This window comes from Streptomyces sp. NPDC088812, assembly GCF_044750285.1.
Classification (GTDB): domain Bacteria; phylum Actinomycetota; class Actinomycetes; order Streptomycetales; family Streptomycetaceae; genus Streptomyces.
In genome coordinates this window covers 720,988-743,227 of record NZ_JBIVJP010000001.1, presented here as the reverse complement: position 1 = coordinate 743,227, position 22,240 = coordinate 720,988, and the positions used below count along the sequence as shown (strand labels likewise).

Sequence of the window (22,240 nt, the reverse complement as noted above, 5' to 3'; positions counted from 1 at the left end):
CCACATTTCCCATGGGAGCGATCCACGGCACGGATACCGGCTCCCCCGTCCACCCGCGCGCCGGCCGGGTCCCGGTCCATGCCGCGGCGGGCGGCGTGGGCAGTCAGCCACCGACCACCTGTGGTCCACCCACGGGACCGTCTCCGGGTTCAACCGCACATATTCGCTGCCGGCCCTCCGTACGGGCGAGCTTCGCCTCTCGTCGGGGCACGGCGCGGTCACCCCGGGCAGGCTGGAACCCGACTGCCGTACCACCTGCCGGAGATCGCGGCCGGCCCGCGCCCCAACCCCCCACTCCAGAACAGGTACGCCATGCGCTTCTCGATCCGCCGCATGCGGCGCCCGCTCCCCTTGTCCGTCCTCGGGGTGCTCATGACCCTGCTCGTTCTGGCGGCCGTTCCCCCCGAGCACGCCCATGGTGTCAACGGGAGCACTTCGCCGTGTGCGCTGCGGGGACGGGGAACCGCGCTCGACGAGGGCCAGAACACCGACTACACCCAATATCTGAATCCCACGGGCACCAAGAACATCGGCGTGGTGTACGTGGACTTCCCCGACACGGCCGGCGCGGGCGATGTCGCGGATTACTACAACCTCCTGTCCCCGGCCGCCGACTGGGTGTGGGAAGCCTCGTACGGCAAGACCTGGCTGAGCATGCGAACGGTGTCGAACCGGTGGGTGAGGATGCCGACCGCCTCCACCACGTACGGCTTCCCCGTACCCACCTACCAGCAGCACTCCCGGTACGTGGCCGACGCACTGCGGGCCGCGGCCGGCGCCGGTGCCGACCTGTCCGGGTACGACATGTTCTACATCGTCTCGACCGCCCACTCCCAGGTCTCCCGCTCCACCGCGTGGTTCTGGACCCCCACTGCTCCGATCGTCGTGAACGGCACGACGATCCGCTGGGCGGTGACGTTCGGCACGGACATGTGGCACTGGGGTCACAAGGTGGCCGCCCATGAGACCGCGCACGCCTTCGGAGCGCCCGATCTGTACGCCTTCGGCGGCGACGCCTACCGGTTCACCGGTGGCTGGGACCTCATGGGCCACCTGGCCGGTCGGGGCCCACAGTACTTCGGCTGGACCTCATGGAAGTTCGGCTGGACCGGTGACGACCAGGTCGTGTGCGTGTGGCAGTCCAGAACCCAGAACACCGCCACCCTGAACGGTGTGGAATACACCGGCGGCACCAAGTTGCTGGTGGTCCGGACCGGCCCCACCACCGCCTATGTCGCCGAGGCACGCAGGCAGGCCCACAACGACTCCGCCGCCTGCTCCTCCGGCGTCGTCATCTACCGGGTCGACACCTCACTGGCGAACGGCCAGGGACCGATCCGGGTGGTGCCCAACCCGAACGCCGCGGTGCCTCCGGCCGGCTGCGGCACACTGGACATGGCCACCTGGCAGCCCGGCCAGACCTTCCACGACCGCGTCGCCGACGTCCAGTTCACCGTCCGGTCCGCGGACGCCCACAGCAGCACGGTGAACGCCGTCAAGTGGTGAGCCGCGTCCGGCGCGGCCGGGGCGGGTCAGTGTTCGCGCAGCAGGGTGCCCGCCCCCTCGACCTTGTCGTCGATGCCGTTGTCCCGCAGTGCCATCCACCAGGTGGCCGCGTTGATGGCGATGACGGGCAGGCCGAGCCGGCGTTCGGCGCGGTCGGCGAGGCCGACCATCGACAGGTTGGTGCCGCACTGCACCAGGGCGTCGACGTCGGGCAGGGCCGCGAGGCCGGTGAGCGCCCGGTCCAGTTCGGCCTCGGTGACGTGTGCGATGGACACGGCGGTGGGGCAGCGCAGTCCGGTGATGCCGGCCACCTCGAAGCCGAGTTCGGTGAAGAAGCGCCGTACGTTGGCGTCGCCGACGGGCTGGTACGGCGTCACGATGCCGATGCGCCGGGCTCCGAAGAGGCGCAGGGCGCGCTCGCAGGCCTCGGCTCCGGTGGCGACCTGGAGGCCGGTGAGGTCGTGGATCTGCCGCAGGAACGCGCGGTTGCCCTCGATGCCGCCCCAGAAGGTCTCGGCGGACATGCCCATCACCATGTAGTCGGGTTCGCAGGTGAGGACGCGTGCGCAGGCGGCGCCGATCTCGTCGCGGATCTGCTCCAGCAGCCGGGTCATCCCCGCGTCGCCCGCCATGTTCTGGTCGCGGATGTGGATGCGGGAGAAGTGGGCGGTCACGCCCGGGACGGTCATGCCGTAGAAGTCGGGTTCCACGATGGTGTTGGTGCTCGGCGCGATCACGCCGAACTTGCGGCGCCAGCCCAGGGCGTCGGTCATGGGGTCACCGTCCGGTCGTCGTCGGCGGGGCCGGCCGGACCGGATGGGCCGGGCGGGTGAGGAGGAGCGGGGGCGGCGGCCGGGCCGGGCAGGGCGGCGGCGAGCCGCCAGGCCGCGACCACCACGGCGGCCTGGGTGAGGGTGTTGCAGGACTGCTCCACCCACTGGAGGGCGACGCTCTGGTCGGGCCGGGCCGCGAGCGGTCCGAGGACGTACATGCCCAGGAGCCAGATGCCGGCCGCCCCGGCGGCCCGGGTGTCACCGGCCCCGCGGGCGAGGAGGATCAGCCGTACGGCGCAGACGGTGACGGCGGCGACGGTCAGCACCAGGGCGGGGGCCGTGGAGCGCAGGGTCAGGCAGACGGCGGCGGTGGCCGGCCAGAGCACGGCGAACGTCCGCTCCAGTCGGCGGATCGCCCCGGGGGCGGCAGCGGGGGCGGGGGCGGGGCTCTGCGAGGAGGGCGGCGGCAGCCTCAGCAGGGCGAGGGCCAGCAGCAGGAAGCCCGCCGACAGCAGGGGGAACAGGGCCTTGTCGAGGGGGTGGAGGTCGGGTCCGTCGAGGGCCACCACCAGCTTCCACACCGCCTTGGACAGGCCGCCGGCCGCGATGAGCAGCGCGCCGCCGGTGGCCGTCAGGCGGCCGCGCCGTCCGGTGGCCGCGGCCGGGGTGATCAGGCGGACCGCGGCGGCCGCGGTCAGCACGACGGGCACGAAGTCCTCGACGGCGAGGGAGAGCGGGTAGTCGGCGGGGTGGCTCATCGGTCCGCCTCCTCGGCGCGACGGGGCCGGGCCGGGTCGTCGGTACCGGCAGCAGGACGGTCGGCGGTGGGCAGGTCGGGCATGACGCGGCGGTGCCGGAAGGCGGCCGTGGCGAAGCGGGCGGCGGCCTTGCGGCGGGTGAGCCAGGCGACGCGGCCGCCGTTGCGGGTGCGGCCCGACAGGACCTGGTCGGCGAGCCAGGGCGTCACGGTCTCGACCCGGTCCGCGAGGATGTCGAGGACCTTGCGGGCCCGCGCGTACTCCTCGGGCGTGTAGCCGTGGGTGAGGACGTCGGTGACCACCATGCCCGGTGACAGCGCCATGGCGCGGACGTCGTGCGGTCGCCGGCCCGCCCGGTGGCGGAGGTCGGTCGCGAGCGCCTGCGTCAGGTAGGCGACGGCGCGTTTGGTGGCGCCGTAGGCGCCGAGGCCGGGCAGCAGGCGGCCGTCGGAGCCGAAGCCCTCCATGTTCCAGACGCTGCCGCGTCCCAGGGCGAGGAAGCCGGCCGTGGCGACGGCCGAACCGTGCGCGACGCCCAGCAGGTTGGCCTCGGTGACCGCCCGGGTCTCGGCGGCGGACAGCTCCCACAGGGGGCGGCGGGCGGTCGCCGCGCCGGCGTTGTTGATCCAGACGTCGACGGTGCCGAAGGCGTCGTGCGCCGCGTCCCAGAGTGCGGCGAGCCGGTCGCGGTCGGTGACGTCGGCCGGGAGGCCGAGCAGCCGGCCGGGGGGCGCGTCGAGCGCGGCCAGTGCCGCCTCGACCGTGTCCGGGGCACGGCCGCACAGAGCGACCCGGCAGCCCCGGTCGAGGAAGGCGCGGGCCAGGCCGTGTCCGATGCCACGGGTGCCTCCGGTGACGACCACGACGGGGCCGGCGGGATCCGGGGCGGACGTGACCGGGCCGGCGGGGCCCGGGGCGGGCGTGCCACGGCCAGGGCCGACGGGGCCCGCGACGGACCCGAGACCGGCGGGGCCCGGGGCGGGCGTTCGAGGGCCGGCCGGATCCGGGGCGGACGTGACCGGGCCGGCGGGATCCGGGGCGGACGTGACGGGGCCGGCGGGGCCCGCGACGGGCGTGCCAGGGCCGAGACCGGCGGGGCCCGGGGCGGGCGTGCCAGGGCCGGTGGGATCCGGGGCGGTCATGGCGTGGTCCAGTCGAGGACGCCGTGGAGGACGGCGGAGAGGATCTGTCCGGCGAACAGCTCGTAGGTGACGGCGAGTCGGCCGCCCGCGCCCATCCCGGGCGTCGCGTCGATCGCGAACTCGCGCCCCACGACCCGGACGTCGTCGCCGGCGAAGTGCCACACCGGGTAGTTCGCGCGGCCGAACGCCTGCGCGCTGCCCCAGGCGCCGGGGCCCTCCCAGAACTCCCGGGTGCCGTCGCGGCGGCGTACCACGGTGGTGTCCCGGTCCAGGCCGCCGCCGCTCCACCGGACGCGGTGCTCGGTGCGCAGCAGGTCCAGCGGGGTGAGGCGGTCCTCGACGTGGACCGTGCCGAGCGGCTTCCGGTCGGCGCCCCACAGCTCGCACTCCCCCGTGAAGGCGCCCGCCTCCTTGGTGGGCAGGATCCACGGGACGGGCCCGCAGCGGGTCTCCGCGGCCAGGTGGGCGGCGATCTCCTCCCGGGTGGCGGGGTCGGTGTCGTGGTCGGTGGTGCGCCGGTAGACGCCGTTGAAGCAGCCGACCACGGTCCAGCCCTGGTGGAGCATCGAGGAGTAGACCTGGGTGTCGCCGTCGGGCAGGACGTGGTTCCAGGTGTGGAGGCCGACCTGCCAGCCGGGGCCGTAGTAGCGGGCGTCCACGAAGGAGCCGTAGGGCTGGCCGCTGCCGTGGAAGTCGGGGCCGTGGTAGAGGCGGCTGTCGTCGCCGTCGGTGACGCCGAAGGCGAACGGGGCGGCCAGCCGGAACCGGCCGGCCAGCGGGCCGCCGCCCTCCAGGCCGCCGTCCATGCGGTAGACGGTGGCGCCGTCGGCGTACTCGGAGGAGCGGCGGATGTCCTCGAAGCCCTGCCAGGTGCCGGTGGCGTCGAACAGGGAGGGGCGGCCGTGCCACTCGCCGGTGATGCGCCGCTGCCAGGAGCTCGGGCCCTCGGCGGGGACGGCTGCGGGGGTGTCGCTCATGCGGCGTCCTCCGGGGGGACGGGGCGGCCGGTGATGAGCAGGGCGCGCAGCGCGTCGGTGGTCGGCGCGCCGAGGAGCCGGTCCACCCGGTCCCACACGGGGTCGATCTCGCGGCTGAACAGCAGGGCGCGCACCCGGCGGTCGCGGTCGGCGAGGTCGGTGGCCTTGACCTCCTCGGCCGCCTCGGCGGGGAAGTCGGCGGCGAGGGCCAGCCAGTGGTCGAGGTAGGCCGCGGCCACGGGGCCGATCGCGGTGAGCGCGGCCTCGTCGGCCCGGTGGACGAGCATCCACGGAGACATCAGGGAGCGCTGGCGCGGGCCGATGTGCGCGGGGCTGAGGCCGGGCAGCGCCTCGGCGTGGGCGTGGTGCTCGGTGAGCGGCCCGTAGACCCGGTCGGTGTAGGCGGGGTGCGGGGCGAGGTCGGTGCGCTGCACCAGGTCGAGGTGGAAGGCGTAGGCGTCACCGGTGCGGACGGCGTCCAGGGTGAAGTGCGGCAGCGGGCCGTCGGCGGCGCCGAAGGCGAACACCATGTGGCTGTCGAGGCCGACGGGGGGTACGACCAGGGAGATCCGGACGACGGAGGCGACGGGTCCGTCGCCGTGGAAGCAGCGTACGGAGCCGACCGGGCCGGGGAAGGCGGCGCCGGTCAACTCGGCCCAGGGGGTGGGGACCTCGCGCAGGCCGGTGGCGGCGAGCAGGCGGTCCAGTACGGCGTCGGACAGGGCGGCGGAAGGGCTGGGCGGGGCGGGGGTGTCGGTCATGTCGGTCACTCGCTCTCCGGTTGCCCGGCGCCGTGTTCGGCGCCCTCGACGGTCGGATGGAAGCCGTGTGCCTTCTGTTCCCAGGCGCGCGCGAACTCGGGCACGGCGCGGCGGCCCGGTGAGGGGATCACGGTCGAGGTGCGTTCGGGCACGTCGCCGGTGATGCGGTCGGCGGGGCCCACCGTCCAGCCCTTGGCGGCGAGTTCCTGCCGTCTGCGCCGGTAGGCCACGGAGATCAGGTCGGAGCGCAGGTGGAGTTCGGCGCCCAGGTCGGCCGGGAGGAGTTCGGGGCGGGTGCCGTCGACCACGGGGGCGTCCTGGCCGAAGATGCGGTGTACGCGCTTGCGGGCGTTGGCGTCGGCCCAGGAGCCGGTGAAGAAGTCGCGCAGGGCGACCCACTTGACCAGGGTGGTGGTCTCGTCGAGGGGGATGTTCGTGTCGTAGATGATCATGTTGCCGAAGGGCAGGCGCACATGGAGCTTGATCATGTTGGGGAGCATCCAGCCCGCCGTGGTGACCACGGGGGGCCGCTCCTTGCCCTGGGAGACGCGGTCGGCGTGGAGCCGGGCCCACAGGCCCCGGGCGGCCGGCGGGTGCAGGGCGACGGTGGCGAACGCCGACCACTCGTCGGGCTGGTCGAGGGCGTACTCCTCGACCTCGGGGCGGTCGGGGTTGCCGAAGGCTCCCGCGTGCACGAAGGGGGTGTGGGCGATGTCGCAGCCGTTCTCCAGGATGCGCTCGTAGTTGGAGTGCCACAGGTACTCGCCGGTGACCGTGCGGAACCGGCCGCCGTCGGCGATCAGTTCGTCGAACTCGGGCCAGACGGGGATCGGCGGGCGCTCCTGCTCGGGCAGGTCGCCGAGGAAGACCCAGACGAAGCCGTAGCGTTCCCGTACCGGGTAGGAGTCGACGCGGGCCTTCCTGGGGATGCCGCGGCCGGGGAGGTTGGCGGGGATGGTGGTGCAGGCGCCCTCGGGGTCGAAGCGCCAGCCGTGGTAGGGGCAGACGACGCAGTCGCCGGAGAGGGTGCCCATCGACAGGGCGGCGCCCCGGTGGGCGCACAGGTCGGACAGGGCGACGGGGGTGCCGTCCTGGGTGCGGTACAGCACCAGGCTCTGCCCCAGACAGACCACCTTGACGGGCTCGCGCCCGACGCGGTCGGCGAACTCGACCGCGTACCAGAAGTTCTTGAGCATGGCGGGGAGGCGCTCCTCGGGTCGTTCGGGGGTGGGTCTCAGCGGCGGCGCACGTCCAGCAGTCCGGGGTGCGGGGCGCCGAGCAGGTCGTCCAGGCGCCGGCCGGCCGACGCGTCGGCGCGCAGCCGGGACCGGCAGAAGTCGGTGACCAGGCGCCCGAGGAGGGCTCGGGGGGCGGTCCGGTCACCGGCGGCGGTCTCCAGGAAGCCGCGGGAGGCGGTGGGGTCGTACGGGTCGCAGGCGGTGAAGTGGCCGGCGCCGGCGAGCCGGGCCCAGGCGCTGGCGCCGCCCGCGTCCGGCACGGCCTCCTCGAAGGTGCGCAGCACCGGGTCCCAGGGGCCGCGGGCGGAGGTGTAGCGGTCGCTGCTGGCCGCGATCACACCGTCGTGCTCGCCGGACAGCAGCAGGACGGACGGGCCCGGGCCGACGGGCAGGACGGATCCCTCGGGCCAGCCCAGCAGGCCGGCGACCAGGGTGTGGGCGGCGTAGGCGAACACCGCGCGGACGCCCGGGGTGAGGGCGGCGGACTGGAGGGCGACGGTGCCGCCCGCCGAGTGGCCGCCGAGGGCCACCCGGTCGAGGTCGAGCAGGCCGTCGAGCGGGGGCCGTCGGCCGAGGTCGCGCAGGGCGCCCAGCAGGGCGCCGATGAGCGGGCTGGTCGGCCGGGTGCCCCAGCCGGCGGGCGAGGCGGCCTCCAGGTCGACGGCGGGGGTGAGTCCGTGACTGCCCGCGAAGAGCTCCCCCACCAGGTCGGCGGTGACCGTGACCAGGCCGGCCCGTGCCAGTGCGACGGCGAGCCACCGGTAGGCGTCCTGGCCGACGTTGATGCCGGGCAGCAGCACGACCACCGGGTAGGGGGCGCCGGCCGGGTCGGCGGGGATCTCCCCGGTCAGTCGTTCGGCGTCGGCGCCGGTGGGCCGGGCCGGGTGGAAGACGCGCAGGTGGGCGGTGTCGAAGGGTTCCTTCAGGCCGGGCACGCGGCACGCCCACCACAGGGCGCGCACGGGGACGGCCGTGTCCCCGTCCGGGTGCTCCGGGTGTGCGGTGCCGGTCATCTCGGCCTCGGCAGTGCGCGGTCGCCGCCCCACAGGCCCCGCACCAGCCGGTCGGTGGTCTCCTGCCCGAAGTAGCGCACGCCCATCACGTTCGCCGGGTCGCGTTCGGCGATGTTGCGGCGGGTGGCCAGGTCGGCGGCGGCGAGGGCGGGCCGCTCGTCCTCGGGGACGGTCTCGGCGGCGTCGACCCAGCCCAGCCAGCGGTCCACATGGGCGTGGGTGAGGCGGCGGACGAGACCGATGTGCTCCTCGTCGCGCGGCAGGCTGTAGCAGTGGGCGGTCGGGGAGAGACTGGCGCGGATGAACCCGGCCCGGCTGGTGAACCACTCCAGCCGCGGGTGGCGCTCGCGGACCTCCAGCCACTCCGCGTCCAGCGGGGCGTAGTAGCGGTCGTAGTACGGGCCGTCGGCGAGCAGGTGGGCGCGGGGGACGGAGTCGAGGTAGAACCAGCCGCCGGGCCAGCACAGCAGGGCGACGGCGAGGTGGGGGACGCGGACCTGCGGTCCGAGCCACACGGTCAGGTGGAGGTTGGCGAACCCCCGGGTGGGGTTGCCCAGCCAGGAGTGGACCATCCAGTCGACCTCGGGCCCGCTGTAGGCGGCCAGGGAGCCGCCGGGGCTGTCGGGCGGGTTGCCGTAGGCGTCCAGGGTGAGCGTGGAGGGGTCGCGGGTCAGCCGGAAGCGGGCGTCGATCTTCTTCTTCAGTTCCGCCAGCAGTTCCTGCCACTGGTGGAAGGTCTCGGTGACGTCGGTGACGGGGGCCGCGTCCGTCATGTCCTGCACGGCCTTGAGGGTCTCGGCCATCACGCTCCTCGGGGCGACAGTTGGCGGGAGGTGGTTCGATCAGGGCGTGCGGGCACCTGGGGTGTGTGTTCCGGGTGTGAGGTGTTCCGGGTGTGAGGTGTTCCGGGTGTGGTGGTGGTCAGGGACGGCGGTGGTCCGGGGGGCGATCGGGCGTGCGGGGTGCGGGTGTGATCAGGGTGTGCGGGCCGTGGGTTCGGGGGTGCGGGCCGTGGGTTCGGGGGTGCGGGCCGCGGATTCGGGAGTGCAGGCCGCGGATTCGGGAGTGCGGGCCGCGGATTCGGGAGTGCGGGCCGCGGATTCGGGGGTGCGGGCCGTGGGTTCGGGGGTGCGGGCCGCGGGTTCGGGGGCGGTCAGGGCGCCGGAGAGGCGCCAGGGCCGGCCGTCCACGAGGTCGGTGCGGCGGGAGACCAGGCGGCGGGTGGCCTGTTCGGGGAAGACGGCGGCCAGGGTGAGGGGGCCGTCGGCGAGGGTGGTCGTGGGATGGCTGATCCGGCCGGTGAAACCGCCCTCGCGGCTCTGCCAGAGGCCGAAGTCCGCGGGCAGGGCGTGGACGGCGCCCTCGCCGTGTCCGGCGGCCACCACGTTCATCCGGTTCTCCGCGGCGCGTTCGGGCAGGCCGAGGGTGCGTTCCCAGGGTTCGGCGCCGCTGTAGCAGACGGCGACGGTGTCGGCGCCGGCGAGCGCGGCGAGCCGGAACGTCTCCGGGTGGACGGCGTCGTCCCCGACCACCAGGGCGACGCGGCCCCAGCGGGCGTCGTGGGTGGCGGGCGGGGCGGGCCGGTCGGCGGCCCAGCCGGAGTGCCGTGCGCTGGGGTGGAGTTGGGGCACGCGCAGGACCGGGCCGTCGGCGCCGAGGAGGAGACCGGTGTGGACTCCGGCGTCGGGCAGGGTGCAGGCGAGCAGGGCGTCGGTGCCTGCGAGCGCGTCGGCCAGCCGCCGCAGGGCGGTGGCCGCGAGGGCGGGGTCGGGGGCGCTGCCGACGGGCGCGGTTCCGCCGGGGCAGAGGAAGAGCTCGGGCAGGACCAGCAGCAGCGCGCCGGCCGCAGCCGCGCGGGAGGTGAGGGCGACGGCGTCGCTGAGCGCGCCCGGTCCGTCGCCGCCCGGTCGCAGCACCGCCGCGGTCACGGTGCCGGCGCGGGTGCCGGGGAACGGTGGCGCGGGGCGGGGTGCGCTCGCGATCGGTGTGTAGAGCCAGGGCCGTCGGGCGGCGAAGACGTCGGTGCCGTCGGGACGGCGTTTGTCGTCGGCGGCGGCCGGTTCGATGTCGGCGACCACCACCGCCTCGCCGGTGCGGGGGGCCTCGGCGGCCACGCTGCCGTCGGGACGGACGATCTGGCTGCCGCCCGCGCCGTGCAGTGCCTCGGGCGGGACGCCGAGTCCGGAGGCGACGGCGGCGAGGTGGGCGTCGGGGATCAGCGGGCCGACCTTGTTGGCGGCCACCACCCACACCTTGTTCTCGGCGGCCCGGACCGGGATGTGCAGCGAGGCCTCGTCGAGGGCGAAGGAGTTGAGGCTGTTGAGCAGGACCTGGGCCCCGCGCAGCGCCAGGCCCCGGCAGACCTCGTTGATGACGCCCTCCATGCAGGAGTAGAGGCCGAGCCGGCCGAGCGGGGTGTCGAGGACGGGGCCGGTCTCGTCCGCGGGGTCGAGGTGGTCGTTCTCGCTGCCCATCAGGGTCTGTTTGTCGGCGCGGCCGAGCAGGGCGCCGTCCGGCCCGAACAGCAGGCTCGCCGCGGTGATGCGCATGCCGTCGGGGCGGCCGTTCGGCCCGGTGGCCGGGGTCGCGAGGGTGACGTGCGCCTTCACGTGCATGCGGTGGCCGGCCGCCGTGTCCGCGACCGAGGTCAGGAACGGGTCGCCGGGCCGGCAGGCGGCGTCCAGCGCGTGGGCGCGGTCGCGGTACCAGGAGAGGTGGTTGCAGAACTCGGGCAGGACGACGAGGTCGGCCCCCCGGTCGGCGGCGGTGTCGATGGCGCGCAGCACGGCGGCGAGGTTGGCGGTGCGGTCCTCCCCCACGGCGAACTGGGCCGCGGCCACCCGTACGGAGCCGGCGACAAGGGCCATGGATCCTCCTGTGGTTCCCCTGGTTCCCCTGGCGGAACAGCGTTTCCTCAACATACACTCGCGGCCACCCCCGCGACAGAGGGGACGTCACGATCCGACACCGGAGGATCAGCCGTGCTCACCCATGTCGTCCTGATGCGGTTCACCGATCCGTCCGACGCCCCGGAGGCCCGGCGGCGGCTGGCCGAACTCGCCCCCCAGGTACCGGAGATCCGGTCCGTCGACCTCGCTCTGGACGTCGTCGGATCGGCCGTGTCGTACCACCTGTGCATGATCACGCGGCACGACGACGCGGCCGCGCTCGGCGCCTACCAGCGGCACCCGCTCCATCTCGCGCTCGCGTCCTGGCTGCGGCCCCGGCTGGCGGACCGGGCCGTGGTCGACCATCTCGACGAGGGCGACGGCTGACCCGGTCGCCGGGGGCGGGCGGGGTGGCGCGAGCGGATCGCGGCACCCCGCCTTCGTCAGCCCCCGGAGCCGGACAGGGTGGTGACGGTGCCCGCCGCCAGCAGGGACCGGTAGTACGCGCCGCCCGGGTAGTAGGTCGCGGTCGTCGTGCCGGAGAAGGCGTCCGCGGCCCAGCCGACGGCCAGCGTCTGCAACGCCGTGACGTTCCGGGACTGCGAGGTGCCGCAGGCCAGCGATCCGACGGCATCGGTGGTGGCGCCCTCGGCGTCCACGTGGGAGCCGGTGGTCAGCTCGACGCCGACGAAGGGCGAGTCCGCGTAGGCGTCGCGCAGCGCGGTGGTGCCACTGGCGCTGCTGTTGCAGAGGTACGGCGGTGAGGAGAGCGTGCGCACCGGCAGCGGGGTGGCCGCGAGAGCGGTCAGCGAGGCCTCGGTGTTGTCACCGATCGCCGAGGCGACCGGGTCGAGCAGCACGAGCCCCTTGAGCCGGGCGAAGGCGGCGGGCGCGGCGCCGTGGAGCCGCTGGGCCACGTAGGCGACGGCCTCGCCGCCCGCGGAGTGGCCGGAGAACAGCAGGGACGAGGGCAGCGTGGATCCGCCGCGGCCGGCGAGTGCGGCGGCGCGCGCGTAGCTGCTCGCCAACTGCCCGGTGGAGTCGGCGGAGTCGGCGAACCAGCCGGACACGTTGTCGAGGAACGGCTTGTTGTTGCCGAGGTTCTGCAGCGTGCATCCGAAGAGGTCGGCGCTGGGCAGGGTGGGGACGAACACCAGGTAGCCGGCGGCGGCGTAGTGCTCGGCGAGATCGCCGAGGTGGGCCCCGGAGCGGGCGAACCCGTGCTGGAGCCAGACCAGCCCCTTGGGCGTGCCGGACGGGAAGTACCAGTCGGCGTCCGGGTGGTAGGTGAACGCGGCGCAGGAGACGTCGACGGTGGTCGACACCGCGGTGACGGATCCGGCCGCGTGGGCGGGCGACGGGGCGGCCAGGGCCAGCAGGGCCGCCGCGACGGCGGCCGGGGCGAGCGTTCTCAGGCGGGGGAGCAGGCGCACGAAGGCCTCCGATCCAGGACGGCCGTTTCCTTGATGGAAACGGTGTTCCGCACTGATGTGAAGCAGATGACAGCGAAGACCCCCCGCCACTGTCAAGAGCCTGCACCCGCGCCGCACTCGGCGGTGACCCCGGTGCGCCGATCGTGACGTGCGGTAACCCAAATGTTTCGCGGCATCCGGCTCCGACCTCTGGCAGCGCGTCCCCCTGAGTGGAACTCTGTTTCCCACCAAGGAACGCCCATCCCTCCCCCGCCTCGTTCGGAGAGCCCGTGAGAAACCACCGAGGGCACCTGCTGATCCCTCTGCTGACCCTGCTGGCCGCACTGTTCGCCGTCCCCGCGCCCGCGTCGGCCACGTCGGCAGCGTCCACCGTCGCGTCCTACCGGACCGTCGTCGACGGCGACGACGCCGACGTGTACTACCCGACCGGCACCGCCACCGGCCTGCCCGTCGCGCTGCTCCTCCAGGGCGCGAAGGTCGGCCGCTCCCACTACGCCGGCTACGCGTCGGCGATCGCGGCACAGGGCTTCGTGGTCGTGGTGCCCGACCACTACCGGCTGATGCTCTTCGAGTACGAGCGCTACGCCGCCGTGGACCAGGTCACCGACACGGTCGCCTGGATGAAGGACGAGAAGTACGACGCCACGTCCCCGCTCCACAAACGCATCGACAGCGGCACCCTGGCGCTGCTCGGGCACTCCTTCGGCGGTGCCGCCGGGCTGTCGGCCGCCGAGGACACGTGCAGTCCGGTCTTCTGCCCCGCGCTGAGCTTCAGCCTGCCCGGCCAGGTCAAGGCGGCGTCCTTCTACGGCACCAACAACGGCCTGCTGGGCCTGATCTTCGCCGACGTGGACAACCGGATCCCGGTGCAGCTGGTGCAGGGCGCGGCGGACGGCATCGCCGCCCCCGCCGACGCGGAGAAGACCTACGCGCACCTGCTGAACACGCCGAAGCAGATCGTGCGGGTCGCCGGCGCCAACCATTACGGCATCACCGACGCCCAGAACCCCTCCCCCGCCGAGACCGAGACGTCCGCCCAGACGCTCACCCAGACCGCGAGCATCGAGGTCGCCGCCCGCTGGGCGGGCCGTTTCCTGCTGGCCCAGCTCGGCGACGACGTCGCGGCCGACTACGTGTGGCGCACCGGCGACGCGTCCGACAACGGCGTGACGGTGACCGGCGCGCCGTGAACGGCTCACCGGCGCGCCGTGAACCACCCCTTCCGGTGACCGGCGCGCCGTGAATCGCCGCCCCCTCCGGTGCCGGGCGTGGTCAGCCCGGTACCGGGTAGGCGCCCGGCGCCATGCCGCCGCCCCCGCCGCGGAAGGCCGCCGGGGCGTGCACGACGCACGGCTGCACGTACTCCTCCAGCCCCTCCGGGCCGTACTCGCGGCCGTGCCCGCTGCGCTTGACGCCGCCGAAGGGCGCCCGCAGGGACATGCCGGTGCGGTTGTGGGTGTTGACGAAGCAGAATCCGGCGTCCAGCCGGCGGGCGAGCGCGAAGGCGCGGTCCTCGTCGGCGCTCCACACCGACGCGCCCAGGCCCAGTTCGCCGGCGTTCGCCCGGGCCACCACCTCGTCCTCGTCGTCGTAGGCCAGCACCGGCAGCAGCGGCCCGAACTGCTCCTCGCGGACGACGGGCGCGTCCTCGGCCGCTCCGGTCAGCAGCAGCGGCCGGACGAAGTGACCGGCCGCCAGGTCGGTGTCCGGGCACACCTCGCCCAGCGGCAGCGCGCGGGCGCCCCGGCGCACCGCGTCCGCCGTGAGCGCGGCGAGCCGGTCGGCGGACCGGGCCGTGATCACCGGACCGACGGTCACCCCGGGCCGCAGCGGATCGCCGAGGCGGACGACGCGGTCGGCGGCCGCGAGGAGCGCGGCCACGCAGCGGTCGCGGGCCGAGCGCGGCACGTAGAGGCGTTTCACCGCCATGCAGACCTGCCCGGCGGTGGCCAGCGCGGCCGTCACCAGCCGGTCCATGGCCTCGTCGCCCAGATCGGCGTCGTCCAGCAGGACCGCAGGATCGTTGCCGCCCAGTTCCATGGTGGTCGGGGTGAGTGCGGCGGCGGCGAGGGCGCCGACGGCGCGGGCGGCCCGCTCCCCGCCGGTGAAGGCGACCTTGTACACGCCCCGGTGTCCGACCAGTGCGGCGGCGGTCTCCTCGTGGCCGTGCAGGGTGTGCAGCAGGCCGGGCGGGAAACAGGACGCCACGGCCCGCAGCAGGGTGTCGACGGCGAGCGGGGCGAGCGGGGAGGGTTTGACCAGCAGCGCGTTCCCGGCGACCAGGGCGGGGGCGAGTTTGAGGACGGTGAGGATCACCGGCGCGTTCCACGGGGTGAGCGCGGCCACCGGGCCGTACGGGCGCCTGCGCACGGTGAGCCGCCCGTGCGCGTCGTCGGTGTGCCGGTCGGCGAGCAGCGGCGCGGCCGCGTCGGCGTACCAGCGCAGCACCACCGCGGAGAAGGCGATCTCGCCCTCGCAGTCGGCGAGCGGCTTGCCCGACTCCCGGGCCAGCAGGACGGCGGCGGCCGGCGCCTGCTCCGCCAGGACCCGCGCGGCGTGGCGCAGGGCGGACGCGCGCCGTTCCACGGGCTCCGCGGCCCACGCCCGTGCGGCCGCGCCCGCCGCCGTCACCGCGCGCCCGACCTCGTCCGGACCGGCGACCGGCACCGTGCCGACGAGGTCGGCCGCGCGGGCCGGATTGTGACGCTCTATCAGGTTCAGGTCTGGGTCGGCATGGTGTACCGGGTCCAGGTCCGGGTCGGCCACGGGCCCTCCTCGGGTCGGCGCGGTCGGCCGGTCAGGAGACGGGCCGCAGCGAGGCGATCATCGAGCTGCGCAGCAGGGCGCGGCGCGCCCGTGCGGGATCGGCGGCCGTCGCGCGCAGATCGGCGACCACCTCGGCGCGCAGGCGCGGGTCGCGGGCGCGCAGCCGCTCCCAGTTGCGGTGGGCCTGCGCCCCGACGTAGGTGAGCGCGCAGGCGCGCCGGTCAGCGGCGGCCCGGTCCAGGGCGGCCTCGGCACCCGGTTCGCCGTGGACGACCGCGGCCAGCGCGGTGCCGAGCAGGACGGCGTCGTGGATGCCGCTGTTCATGCCCATGCCGCCGAGCGGGTTGTTGACGTGGGCGGCGTCGCCGCACAACAGCACCCGGCCGTGCCGGAAGGCGGCCGCCACCCGCTGGTGCACCCGGTACAGGCTCGCGTGCGCGACCCGCCACGGGGCGCTCGCGCCGGCGCCGGCGTCGGTGCGCAGACGGGCCAGCCGGTCCGGCAGACGGGCGAGTTCGACGTCGTCCGGGACGCCGTCGGCGGTGGGCAGCAGCACCCGCCAGTGGTCGGGGGTGCGCAGCAGGACGAGCCACTCGTCGGGGTCGAGGACGTAGGCGATGGGCGCGAGGCCGGGAAGGTGGGCCGTCAGGTCCTCGTCGAGGGAGGCGACGAGGAAGCGTTCGGGATACGTCATCCCCGCGAAGGCCACGCCCAGAGCGTGCCGTACGGCGGAGTGGGCGCCGTCGGCGGCCAGCAGGTGGCCGCCCCGCACGGTGCGGCCGTCCGCGAGTTCGACGGTGACCCCGTGGCCGTCCTGGCGCACCCCGCACACCCGCGCGCCGAACGCGACGCGGGTGTGCGGCAGCCCGGTCAGCGCACGGAGCAGCAACGGGGTCAGCTTGCTCTGCTCGCACTGCACGCGGTACGGGTACGGGGTGTCCGCCCGCAGCAGTGCCAGGTCGAGTTCGGCGACCGGGCCGGAGTGCCGGTCGCGGTACTGGAAGGTGCGGGCGACCAGGCCGCGGGCGAGGAGGCCGTCCACGACGCCGAGCTCGGCGAGCATCTCCAGGGTCGGCGGGTGGAAGGTCGACGCGCGTGACTCCGCGGCGAGGGAGGTCCCCGCCTCCAGGACCGTGACGGCGACGCCCGCGCGGGCCAGCACCAGCGCGGCGGTGAGTCCGACGGGGCCGGCGCCGGCCACCAGGACGGACGCCCCGGGCGCGGGAGCGGGGCCGGCGTCGGCGGTCATGGGGTGTCCCCCTCGGCCGGGGCCTCGAGGTGCAGGGCGAATCCGTTCTCGACGCCGGTGACGCGGGTGCCGGTGAAGTGCAGCAGGGTCTCGTCGGTGCCCTCGTCCACCAGGCCGGACGCTCCCCACGCGGGGCGCGGGGTGTCCTGGTGCAGGCTGAGCACGGAGGAGCCGTTGACCTTGACCTCGCCGGCCCGGATGCGGGCGGCGACGGCCAGCGCGGCTGCCTCGTCCGTGCCCGTCACGTAGGCCTCCAGGCCGTATCCGGTGGCGTTGGCCAGGTGCACGGCCTCGTCGAGGTGCTCGTAGGGGTGCACGGTGGCGACCGGGCCGAAGATCTCGGCGCGGGCCCGCTCCTCGGGCGCGCCGGTGATCAGGGTCGGGGCCAGCCAGTTGCCGCGCTCGGGCAGCGGGGTGGAGGAGTGCGCCGTCGCCCCGAGTCCGGTCAGCGTCCGCGTCGCGGCCAGGGCGGCGCCGCGGTGGCGGGAGTGGGCGAGCGGTCCGTAGCCGGTCGTGGGGTCCAGGGGGTCCCCGGTGCGCAGTGCGGACAGCGACGCGCCGATGGCTTCGAGGAGTTCGCCCGTGCGTCCGGCCGGCACGACGAGCCGTCCGAGGGCGCGGCACCACTGGCCGTTGAGGGTGGTGAGCAGGTCCACCGCGATCCGCGCGGCGGTGTCGGTGTCCGCGTCCGCCATGACCACCAGGGCGTTGTTGCCGCCTAGTTCGAGCTGGGCCGGTTTGAGGGCGTGGCCGCAGGCGGCGGCGACCTCGCGGCCGGCCGGGGTGCCGCCGGTGAAGGAGACCGCCCGCACCCGGTCGTCGGCGACCAGGCGGGCGCCGGTCGCGCCGTCGCCGTGCAGGAGTTGCAGCACGGCCGGGGGCGCGCCCGCCTCGGCGAGCGCCGCCGCGGCGGTCTCGACGAGCACCTGGGTGCCGTACGGGTTGAGTTCAGGTGCTTTGACCAGGACCGGGCAGCCCGCGGCGAGGGCGGAGGCCGCCTTGTGGGCGGCCATCGGGGCGGGGGCGTTGTAGGGCACCACGCACAGGGCGGGTCCCAGCGGCTCGCGCCGGACGGTGACGCGGCGGCCGTCGGGCCGGACGGCGTCGGCGCGCAGCACGGACGCCCGCAGCCGTGCCGCGGCGAGCCGGAACGCGCCGCCGAGGATCACGCCCAGGAGGCCGGTCTGCGCGACGGGCACGCCGCTGCCGAAGGCCTCGGCGCGGGTGATGTCGTGCGCGCGCCGGTCGACGGCGGTGGCCGCCGCGTCGAGCAGGTCGGCGCGTTCGGCGTCGGGGCGGCCCGCCCAGTCGCCGCGGCGGTGGACGCGGTCGGCGGCGTCGAGGGCGGCGTCCAGACGGGCGTCGGTGCTGCCGCGCAGGGCGTCCAGTTGCTCACCGGTGACGGGGATCTCGCGGGGCGGGCCCGGGATGGACGGGCAGGGTGCGCCGCGGCCGTCGACCAGGTCGGCCACCGGTGCGGGCGTGAAGGGGACGGAAGCGTCCGGGACGGGAGGATGCGGGGCGGGAGAGCCCGGGACGGAAGGACCCGGGACGGAAGGACCCGGGACGGAAGGACCCGGGACGGAAGGACCCGGGACGGAAGGACCCGGGACGGAAGGACCCGGGACGGAAGGACCCGGGACGGCAGGACCCGGGACCGGCGAGGAGGCGCTCATCGGCCGGGCTCCACGGTGGCGAAGAGGGCGTTGGCCCTGTCGTCGGAGACCATCTTGGCCGCTTCGAGGCGTCCGCGTTCGGCGGGGAAGGTCATCACCAGTCCCATGGCCAGGTCGCGCAGGGTGCGCCCGATGATCCCGTCGAGGGTGGCGCCGGAGGTGCCGCAGGCCTTGAGCGCTCCGAGCGCCACGTCGAAGCACGCCTCGGTGACGGACCCCTTGCCCAGCCGCCACTGCCGGAAGACGTCGGGTTTGGGCCGCAGCGGGGGTTCGGAGGTCTCGAGCTCCAGCTGGCGGCGCAGCCACAGGTAGGCGGTCTCCAGCCGCTGGGTCATGTCGCCGATGAGGACCTGGTGCATGGGGCTGGTGGCGATGGGCCGCCCGGTGTCGGCGAAGGACCGGGTGGTGAGCCGGTCCAGGGTGTGGTCGTAGACGGCCTGGGCGGCGCCGGTGTACACGGCGGCGATGGCGAGCTGGTTGCCGACGAAGCTGCCGCGGCTCATCCGGAGCATACGGGTGAAGGCGCCCGGCAGGGTCAGCGCGTCGTCGTCCGGCACGGTCACCCCGTCCAGCCGGATGCCGTGGTTGGCGCTGCCCCGCATGCCGATGCCGTTCCACGGTGCGCGGGAGGAGACGCCGGGCGCCTCGCGCTCCACGAGGAACAGGGCGAGTCCGTCACCGCCGTCGACGCCGTCCAGACGGGCGGTCACGAGGTAGAGGTCGGCGACCCCGGTCGCGCAGCCGAAGGACTTCTCGCCGTCGAGCCGCCAGCCGTGCGCGGTGCGCCGGGCGGTGGTGGCGATGGCGATGTTGGCCTCGGAGCTCTTGACGGACTCGCTGGCGAAGTTGCCCAGCCAGGAGCCGCCCGCCATCACCTTCAGCACGCGCTCCGCGAACGCCGTGACCTCGGGGATCTCGGCGTCGTCGAACAGGCCCGCGCGGACGGCCTCCAGAGGGAGCAGCCCACGGGAGGCGCTCGTGTTGTGGAAGAAGTAGGCGAGCGCGGTGGAGGGGCAGGCGGTGCCCATGGCATAGGTGGCGGCCGCCAGGTCGCGCAGGGTGCCGCCGAGTCCGCCGTACTCCTCCGGGACGACCAGGCCGAGCAGTCCGTTCTCGCGCAGCAGGGCCACGTGGCCGCGTGGGAACTCCCCGGCGGCGTCGGCCCGGGCGGCGGCCTCGCGCAGGGCCGGCAGGACGGACTCGACACGTCGGGCACGGTCCTGCTCGGCCGGGGTCATGCCATCGATGAGACGCTCGCCGGTCAGGCGCTGTGCGGTCATGCGTCGACTCCTTGGTGCGGACGGCGGGAGGAGGTTGGCGGATGCGGGTGACCGGCCGGCCCGGCTGCCTCCCGCGAGGAGGGGATGCGGGGCTCGGCTTCGGTCGGGGAGGCTCACGCCGGCCGGCGGGGGCGTCCGCGGCGCACGAGGCGGGCCAGTTCGTCGCGGCACCGGGCGAGCGCCGCGGACTCGACGGCCGTGTCCACGCCCATGCGGGAGCACAGCAGCAGGAGGCGTTCGGTGTCCAGGGTGCCGTCGCAGCCGCCGAGGGCCGTGTCGAAGTGGCGGATGCCGCTCTTCATCGCGGTGAGCGCGTTGACCAGGCCGAGGCCGTGGTCGTCGCGCAGGCACAGCCGCAACGGGACGGGACCGGCGACCTGGACGGCGTCCTGGAGCAGCGTCCGCAGGTGCAGGGGCGAACTCGGCGCCGGGGCCGCGCCCCCGGCGTCGGGCGCCGCCTCCTCCAGCGCGATCTCGTCACACCCCGCGTCGCGCAGCGCGGCGACCAGGTCGAGCACCGCCGCCGTGCGCGCCGGGTCCAGGGCGCGGGGGACGCGGCCGACGGCCGTGCCCGCGCCGGCGACCGCGGACACCAGGGCGGGCAGGTCGGCGGCGGCGACGCCGTCGACCGCCGGGACGGCGCTCGTGGCAGCGGGGGCCGTGGGGCGGTCGGTGGTCGTGACGCCGGGGGTTGTGGAACGGTCGGCGACCGTGACTCCGGGGCCCGTAGGACGGTCGGCGACCGTGACGCCGGGGGGTGTGGGACGGTCGGTGCTCGTGACGCCGGCGGCCGTGGAACGGTCGGCGACCGTGACGCCAGGGCCCGTGGAACGGTCGGTGCTCGTGACACCAGGGCCCGTAGGACGGTCGGCGACCGTGAACTCCACCGTCACCGGCCCCGCCGCGACCGCCGCCGCGGCCTCGGCCGGACCGGCGACCAGGACCGAACGTGACGGCAGCCGCCCCGGGGACGTCCGGGCGGCGGACGTCCGGGCGGCGGACGTCCGGGCCACGACCGGCCCGGTGCCGGACAGTCGCACCCGTACCCCGGCGTCCCCGAGGTCCTCCAACAGCCGGGCCGAGGCGCGGCGGGACGCTCCGGCGAGGGCGAGCCGTCCGGCGGTGCCGGTGTCGGCGACGGTGACGCGGTCGGGCAGCGGGTCGGCGACCTGGCCCCAGGAACGGGAGTGGAACAGCAGGGGCGGAACCAGACGGGGCACGCAGGCGTCGACGACCTCGCCGACGAAGATGGTGTGGTCGCCGCCCGGATAGGCGTGCCGGACGCGGCAGTCGATCCAGGCCGCGGCGTCCGCCAGCACCGGACTGCCGGTTACCCGCGGCCGCCAGTCACCGCCCGCGAAGCGGTCCTCGACACCCGGCTCCAGCCCGGCGAACCGCCGGCCGAGGCCGATGTGGTCACGGCCCAGCACGCTCACCGCGAAGACTCCGTGCTCCTGGATCAGGCGGTGGGAGCGGATGCGCCGGTCCGTGCAGACCAGGACGAGGGGCGGGTCGAGGCTGAGACTGCAGAAGGAACTGGCGGTCATGCCGTGCCGGCCCAACGCGCCGTCGGTGGTGACGATGGCGACGCCACTGGGCCAACGCGACAGCGTCTGCCGGAACGTTGACTCGTCGACGGCGGCTCGCATCAGGCCTCCCGGCGGTGGTGGACGGGACGGGTGCGGCCGGAGTGCTCCCCCGGCGGGCCGGCCGCCCGCGACCCCTGCCCCGCATGTTTCCTCTAGCGGAACGATGTCACGATGAGCGTAACGACGGGCTTCTCCCGGTGTCAATGCCGAACGGTGACGGCGGGGCGATCGCGTTTCCCTTGGGGAAATCCTGCCCCTATGCTGGGCCTCGGTCGGTGGAGCCGCCCCGACCGGCCCCCACGGCCCCGCACCGCACCGCAGAAGGAACCGCGTGAGCGAGGAGAACAGCAGCAGGTCGATCGCCGCCGTCGAGCGGGCCATGGACGTACTCCTGCTTTTCGGCCGCAGCGGCCGTCCGGACCTCGGCGTCACGGAGATCGCCCAGGAACTCGACATCACCAAGGCGGTGGTGCACCGCATCCTGACGGCCCTGCGCAACCGGGACCTGATCATCGCCGACCCCGTGACCCGGCGCTACGCCCTCGGCCCGGCCGCGATCTCGCTGGGCCGCGCCTACCTGGCCCGCACCGACCTGCGCATCATGGCCGCGCCCGAACTGCGGCGGCTGGCCGCCCAGTGCGGCGAGACGGCCACCCTCTCCATCCGGCGCGGCGACACGCGGCTCTACGTCGACCAGGTCGTGCCGGAGCAGGAGCTGCGCATCGAGGTGGCCCTCGGCATCCCGTTCCCGCTGCACGCCGGCAGCTCCTCCAAGGCGGTGCTCGCGTTCATGCCGGAGCCCGAGATCGACGAGTATCTCGGCCGGCACGAACTGGAGCCGCTCACCGAGCGCACCATCACCGACGCCGTCAAGCTGCGCAAGGAGCTCGCGACGATCCGCAGGCGCGGATACGCCACGTCCGTCGGCGAGCGCGAGGCCGGCTCGGCCTCGGTCGCCGCGCCGGTGCTGGGCCACGACGGCCATGTGGTGGCCGCGCTCAGCGTGGCCGGACCGCTGAGCCGCTTCAAGCCGCGCATGGCCGCGTGCGTCCCCCTGCTGCTGTCGGCGGTGGAGCGGCTGTCGGCGGAGTTCGGGCACCGGCCCGGCACCACGTGAGCACACCGGGTCCGGGGCGCCCGCCGCACGACCGCTTCAGGTGACCCCCGGGGCATCCGCTCACCGTGGGCCCC

The 22,240-nt window shown here is 75.0% G+C and carries 19 protein-coding genes; 4 read left to right on the top strand and 15 right to left on the bottom strand.

What is annotated here, in order from left to right; all coding sequences use genetic code 11:
* Window positions 1–312: 312 nt before the first annotated feature.
* The gene (locus ACIP67_RS03145; RefSeq protein WP_401686475.1) at window positions 313–1,506 is read left to right on the top strand and encodes a peptidase M6; all 1,194 of its coding nucleotides are present in this window, start codon (window positions 313–315) and stop codon (window positions 1,504–1,506) included.
* Between the two features lie 26 nt (window positions 1,507–1,532).
* Here ACIP67_RS03145 and ACIP67_RS03140 read toward each other — a convergent pair whose 3' ends face one another.
* The 9 genes from ACIP67_RS03140 to ACIP67_RS03100 all read right to left on the bottom strand — a co-directional run bounded on the left by ACIP67_RS03140 (window position 1,533) and on the right by ACIP67_RS03100 (window position 11,035).
* Window positions 1,533–2,279, bottom strand: coding sequence for an arylmalonate decarboxylase (locus ACIP67_RS03140; RefSeq protein WP_401686472.1), 747 nt, complete (start codon window positions 2,277–2,279; stop codon window positions 1,533–1,535).
* Window positions 2,276–3,037 carry a hypothetical protein gene (locus ACIP67_RS03135; RefSeq protein WP_401686469.1) on the bottom strand — a complete coding sequence of 254 codons (762 nt, stop codon included), beginning with the start codon at window positions 3,035–3,037 and terminating at the stop codon, window positions 2,276–2,278. The genes ACIP67_RS03140 and ACIP67_RS03135 overlap by 4 nt, the downstream gene beginning before the upstream one ends.
* On the bottom strand, window positions 3,034–3,900 hold the full coding sequence (locus tag ACIP67_RS03130; protein WP_401686466.1) for an SDR family NAD(P)-dependent oxidoreductase: 867 nt from the start codon (window positions 3,898–3,900) through the stop codon (window positions 3,034–3,036). Before ACIP67_RS03130 ends, ACIP67_RS03135 begins: the two co-directional genes overlap by 4 nt.
* A gap of 275 nt (window positions 3,901–4,175) precedes the next feature.
* Complete coding sequence (locus tag ACIP67_RS03125; protein WP_401686463.1) at window positions 4,176–5,156, bottom strand: hypothetical protein; 981 nt, start codon at window positions 5,154–5,156, stop codon at window positions 4,176–4,178.
* Window positions 5,153–5,917 (bottom strand): hypothetical protein, encoded by a 765-nt coding sequence (locus ACIP67_RS03120; protein WP_401686460.1) that lies wholly within the window; start codon window positions 5,915–5,917, stop codon window positions 5,153–5,155. Before ACIP67_RS03120 ends, ACIP67_RS03125 begins: the two co-directional genes overlap by 4 nt.
* 5 nt (window positions 5,918–5,922) lie before the next feature.
* Complete coding sequence (locus ACIP67_RS03115; RefSeq protein WP_401686457.1) at window positions 5,923–7,113, bottom strand: Rieske 2Fe-2S domain-containing protein; 1,191 nt, start codon at window positions 7,111–7,113, stop codon at window positions 5,923–5,925.
* Between the two features lie 38 nt (window positions 7,114–7,151).
* Window positions 7,152–8,168, bottom strand: a complete 1,017-nt coding sequence (locus ACIP67_RS03110; protein WP_401686454.1) for an alpha/beta hydrolase family protein — start codon at window positions 8,166–8,168, stop codon at window positions 7,152–7,154.
* A complete protein-coding gene (locus ACIP67_RS03105) occupies window positions 8,165–8,971 on the bottom strand; it encodes a hypothetical protein (RefSeq protein WP_401686451.1) in 807 nt (268 codons plus the stop codon). The genes ACIP67_RS03110 and ACIP67_RS03105 overlap by 4 nt, the downstream gene beginning before the upstream one ends.
* A 171-nt stretch (window positions 8,972–9,142) precedes the next feature.
* Window positions 9,143–11,035, bottom strand: coding sequence for a nitrilase-related carbon-nitrogen hydrolase (locus ACIP67_RS03100; protein ID WP_401686449.1), 1,893 nt, complete (start codon window positions 11,033–11,035; stop codon window positions 9,143–9,145).
* 114 nt (window positions 11,036–11,149) lie between these two features.
* On the opposite strand from ACIP67_RS03100, the gene ACIP67_RS03095 reads away from it, so the two are divergent.
* Window positions 11,150–11,443, top strand: coding sequence for a Dabb family protein (locus tag ACIP67_RS03095; protein ID WP_401686446.1), 294 nt, complete (start codon window positions 11,150–11,152; stop codon window positions 11,441–11,443).
* A gap of 56 nt (window positions 11,444–11,499) precedes the next feature.
* Here ACIP67_RS03095 and ACIP67_RS03090 read toward each other — a convergent pair whose 3' ends face one another.
* On the bottom strand, window positions 11,500–12,489 hold the full coding sequence (locus tag ACIP67_RS03090) for a hypothetical protein (RefSeq protein ID WP_401686443.1): 990 nt from the start codon (window positions 12,487–12,489) through the stop codon (window positions 11,500–11,502).
* A gap of 269 nt (window positions 12,490–12,758) precedes the next feature.
* Between ACIP67_RS03090 and ACIP67_RS03085 the strand changes: the two genes are divergently transcribed.
* Window positions 12,759–13,679: an alpha/beta hydrolase family protein gene (locus ACIP67_RS03085; RefSeq protein WP_401686440.1), complete on the top strand. Its 921-nt coding sequence runs from the start codon at window positions 12,759–12,761 to the stop codon at window positions 13,677–13,679.
* An 82-nt stretch (window positions 13,680–13,761) separates the two neighbouring features.
* On the opposite strand, the gene ACIP67_RS03080 is transcribed toward ACIP67_RS03085, so the two are convergent.
* The 5 genes from ACIP67_RS03080 to ACIP67_RS03060 all read right to left on the bottom strand — a co-directional run bounded on the left by ACIP67_RS03080 (window position 13,762) and on the right by ACIP67_RS03060 (window position 21,109).
* Entirely contained in the window at window positions 13,762–15,255 is a 1,494-nt protein-coding gene (locus ACIP67_RS03080) for an aldehyde dehydrogenase family protein (protein WP_401686437.1), read from the bottom strand.
* 31 nt (window positions 15,256–15,286) lie between these two features.
* Window positions 15,287–16,504, bottom strand: coding sequence for an FAD-dependent oxidoreductase (locus ACIP67_RS03075; protein ID WP_401686434.1), 1,218 nt, complete (start codon window positions 16,502–16,504; stop codon window positions 15,287–15,289).
* Complete coding sequence (locus tag ACIP67_RS03070; RefSeq protein WP_401686431.1) at window positions 16,501–17,976, bottom strand: aldehyde dehydrogenase family protein; 1,476 nt, start codon at window positions 17,974–17,976, stop codon at window positions 16,501–16,503. The genes ACIP67_RS03075 and ACIP67_RS03070 overlap by 4 nt, the downstream gene beginning before the upstream one ends.
* 200 nt (window positions 17,977–18,176) lie before the next feature.
* Entirely contained in the window at window positions 18,177–19,460 is a 1,284-nt protein-coding gene (locus tag ACIP67_RS03065; RefSeq protein ID WP_401686428.1) for an acyl-CoA dehydrogenase family protein, read from the bottom strand.
* Between the two features lie 113 nt (window positions 19,461–19,573).
* Window positions 19,574–21,109 carry a flavin reductase gene (locus ACIP67_RS03060; protein WP_401686425.1) on the bottom strand — a complete coding sequence of 512 codons (1,536 nt, stop codon included), beginning with the start codon at window positions 21,107–21,109 and terminating at the stop codon, window positions 19,574–19,576.
* Between the two features lie 271 nt (window positions 21,110–21,380).
* Here ACIP67_RS03060 and ACIP67_RS03055 point away from each other — a divergent pair, with 271 nt between their 5' ends.
* Entirely contained in the window at window positions 21,381–22,166 is a 786-nt protein-coding gene (locus tag ACIP67_RS03055) for an IclR family transcriptional regulator (protein WP_401686422.1), read from the top strand.
* Window positions 22,167–22,240 lie beyond the last annotated feature (74 nt).

Bases quoted from the DNA above. Each gene is read 5' to 3' on its own strand.
- ACIP67_RS03060 (WP_401686425.1), bottom strand. From the start codon at position 21,109: ATGCGAGCCGCCGTCGACGAGTCAACGTTCCGGCAGACGCTGTCGCGT.
- ACIP67_RS03065 (WP_401686428.1), bottom strand. From the start codon at position 19,460: ATGACCGCACAGCGCCTGACCGGCGAGCGTCTCATCGATGGCATGACC.
- ACIP67_RS03135 (WP_401686469.1), bottom strand. From the start codon at position 3,037: ATGAGCCACCCCGCCGACTACCCGCTCTCCCTCGCCGTCGAGGACTTC.
- ACIP67_RS03100 (WP_401686449.1), bottom strand. From the start codon at position 11,035: ATGGCCCTTGTCGCCGGCTCCGTACGGGTGGCCGCGGCCCAGTTCGCC.
- ACIP67_RS03145 (WP_401686475.1), top strand. From the start codon at position 313: ATGCGCTTCTCGATCCGCCGCATGCGGCGCCCGCTCCCCTTGTCCGTC.
- ACIP67_RS03120 (WP_401686460.1), bottom strand. From the start codon at position 5,917: ATGACCGACACCCCCGCCCCGCCCAGCCCTTCCGCCGCCCTGTCCGAC.
- ACIP67_RS03105 (WP_401686451.1), bottom strand. From the start codon at position 8,971: ATGGCCGAGACCCTCAAGGCCGTGCAGGACATGACGGACGCGGCCCCC.
- ACIP67_RS03140 (WP_401686472.1), bottom strand. From the start codon at position 2,279: ATGACCGACGCCCTGGGCTGGCGCCGCAAGTTCGGCGTGATCGCGCCG.
- ACIP67_RS03110 (WP_401686454.1), bottom strand. From the start codon at position 8,168: ATGACCGGCACCGCACACCCGGAGCACCCGGACGGGGACACGGCCGTC.
- ACIP67_RS03115 (WP_401686457.1), bottom strand. From the start codon at position 7,113: ATGCTCAAGAACTTCTGGTACGCGGTCGAGTTCGCCGACCGCGTCGGG.
- ACIP67_RS03075 (WP_401686434.1), bottom strand. From the start codon at position 16,504: ATGACCGCCGACGCCGGCCCCGCTCCCGCGCCCGGGGCGTCCGTCCTG.
- ACIP67_RS03125 (WP_401686463.1), bottom strand. From the start codon at position 5,156: ATGAGCGACACCCCCGCAGCCGTCCCCGCCGAGGGCCCGAGCTCCTGG.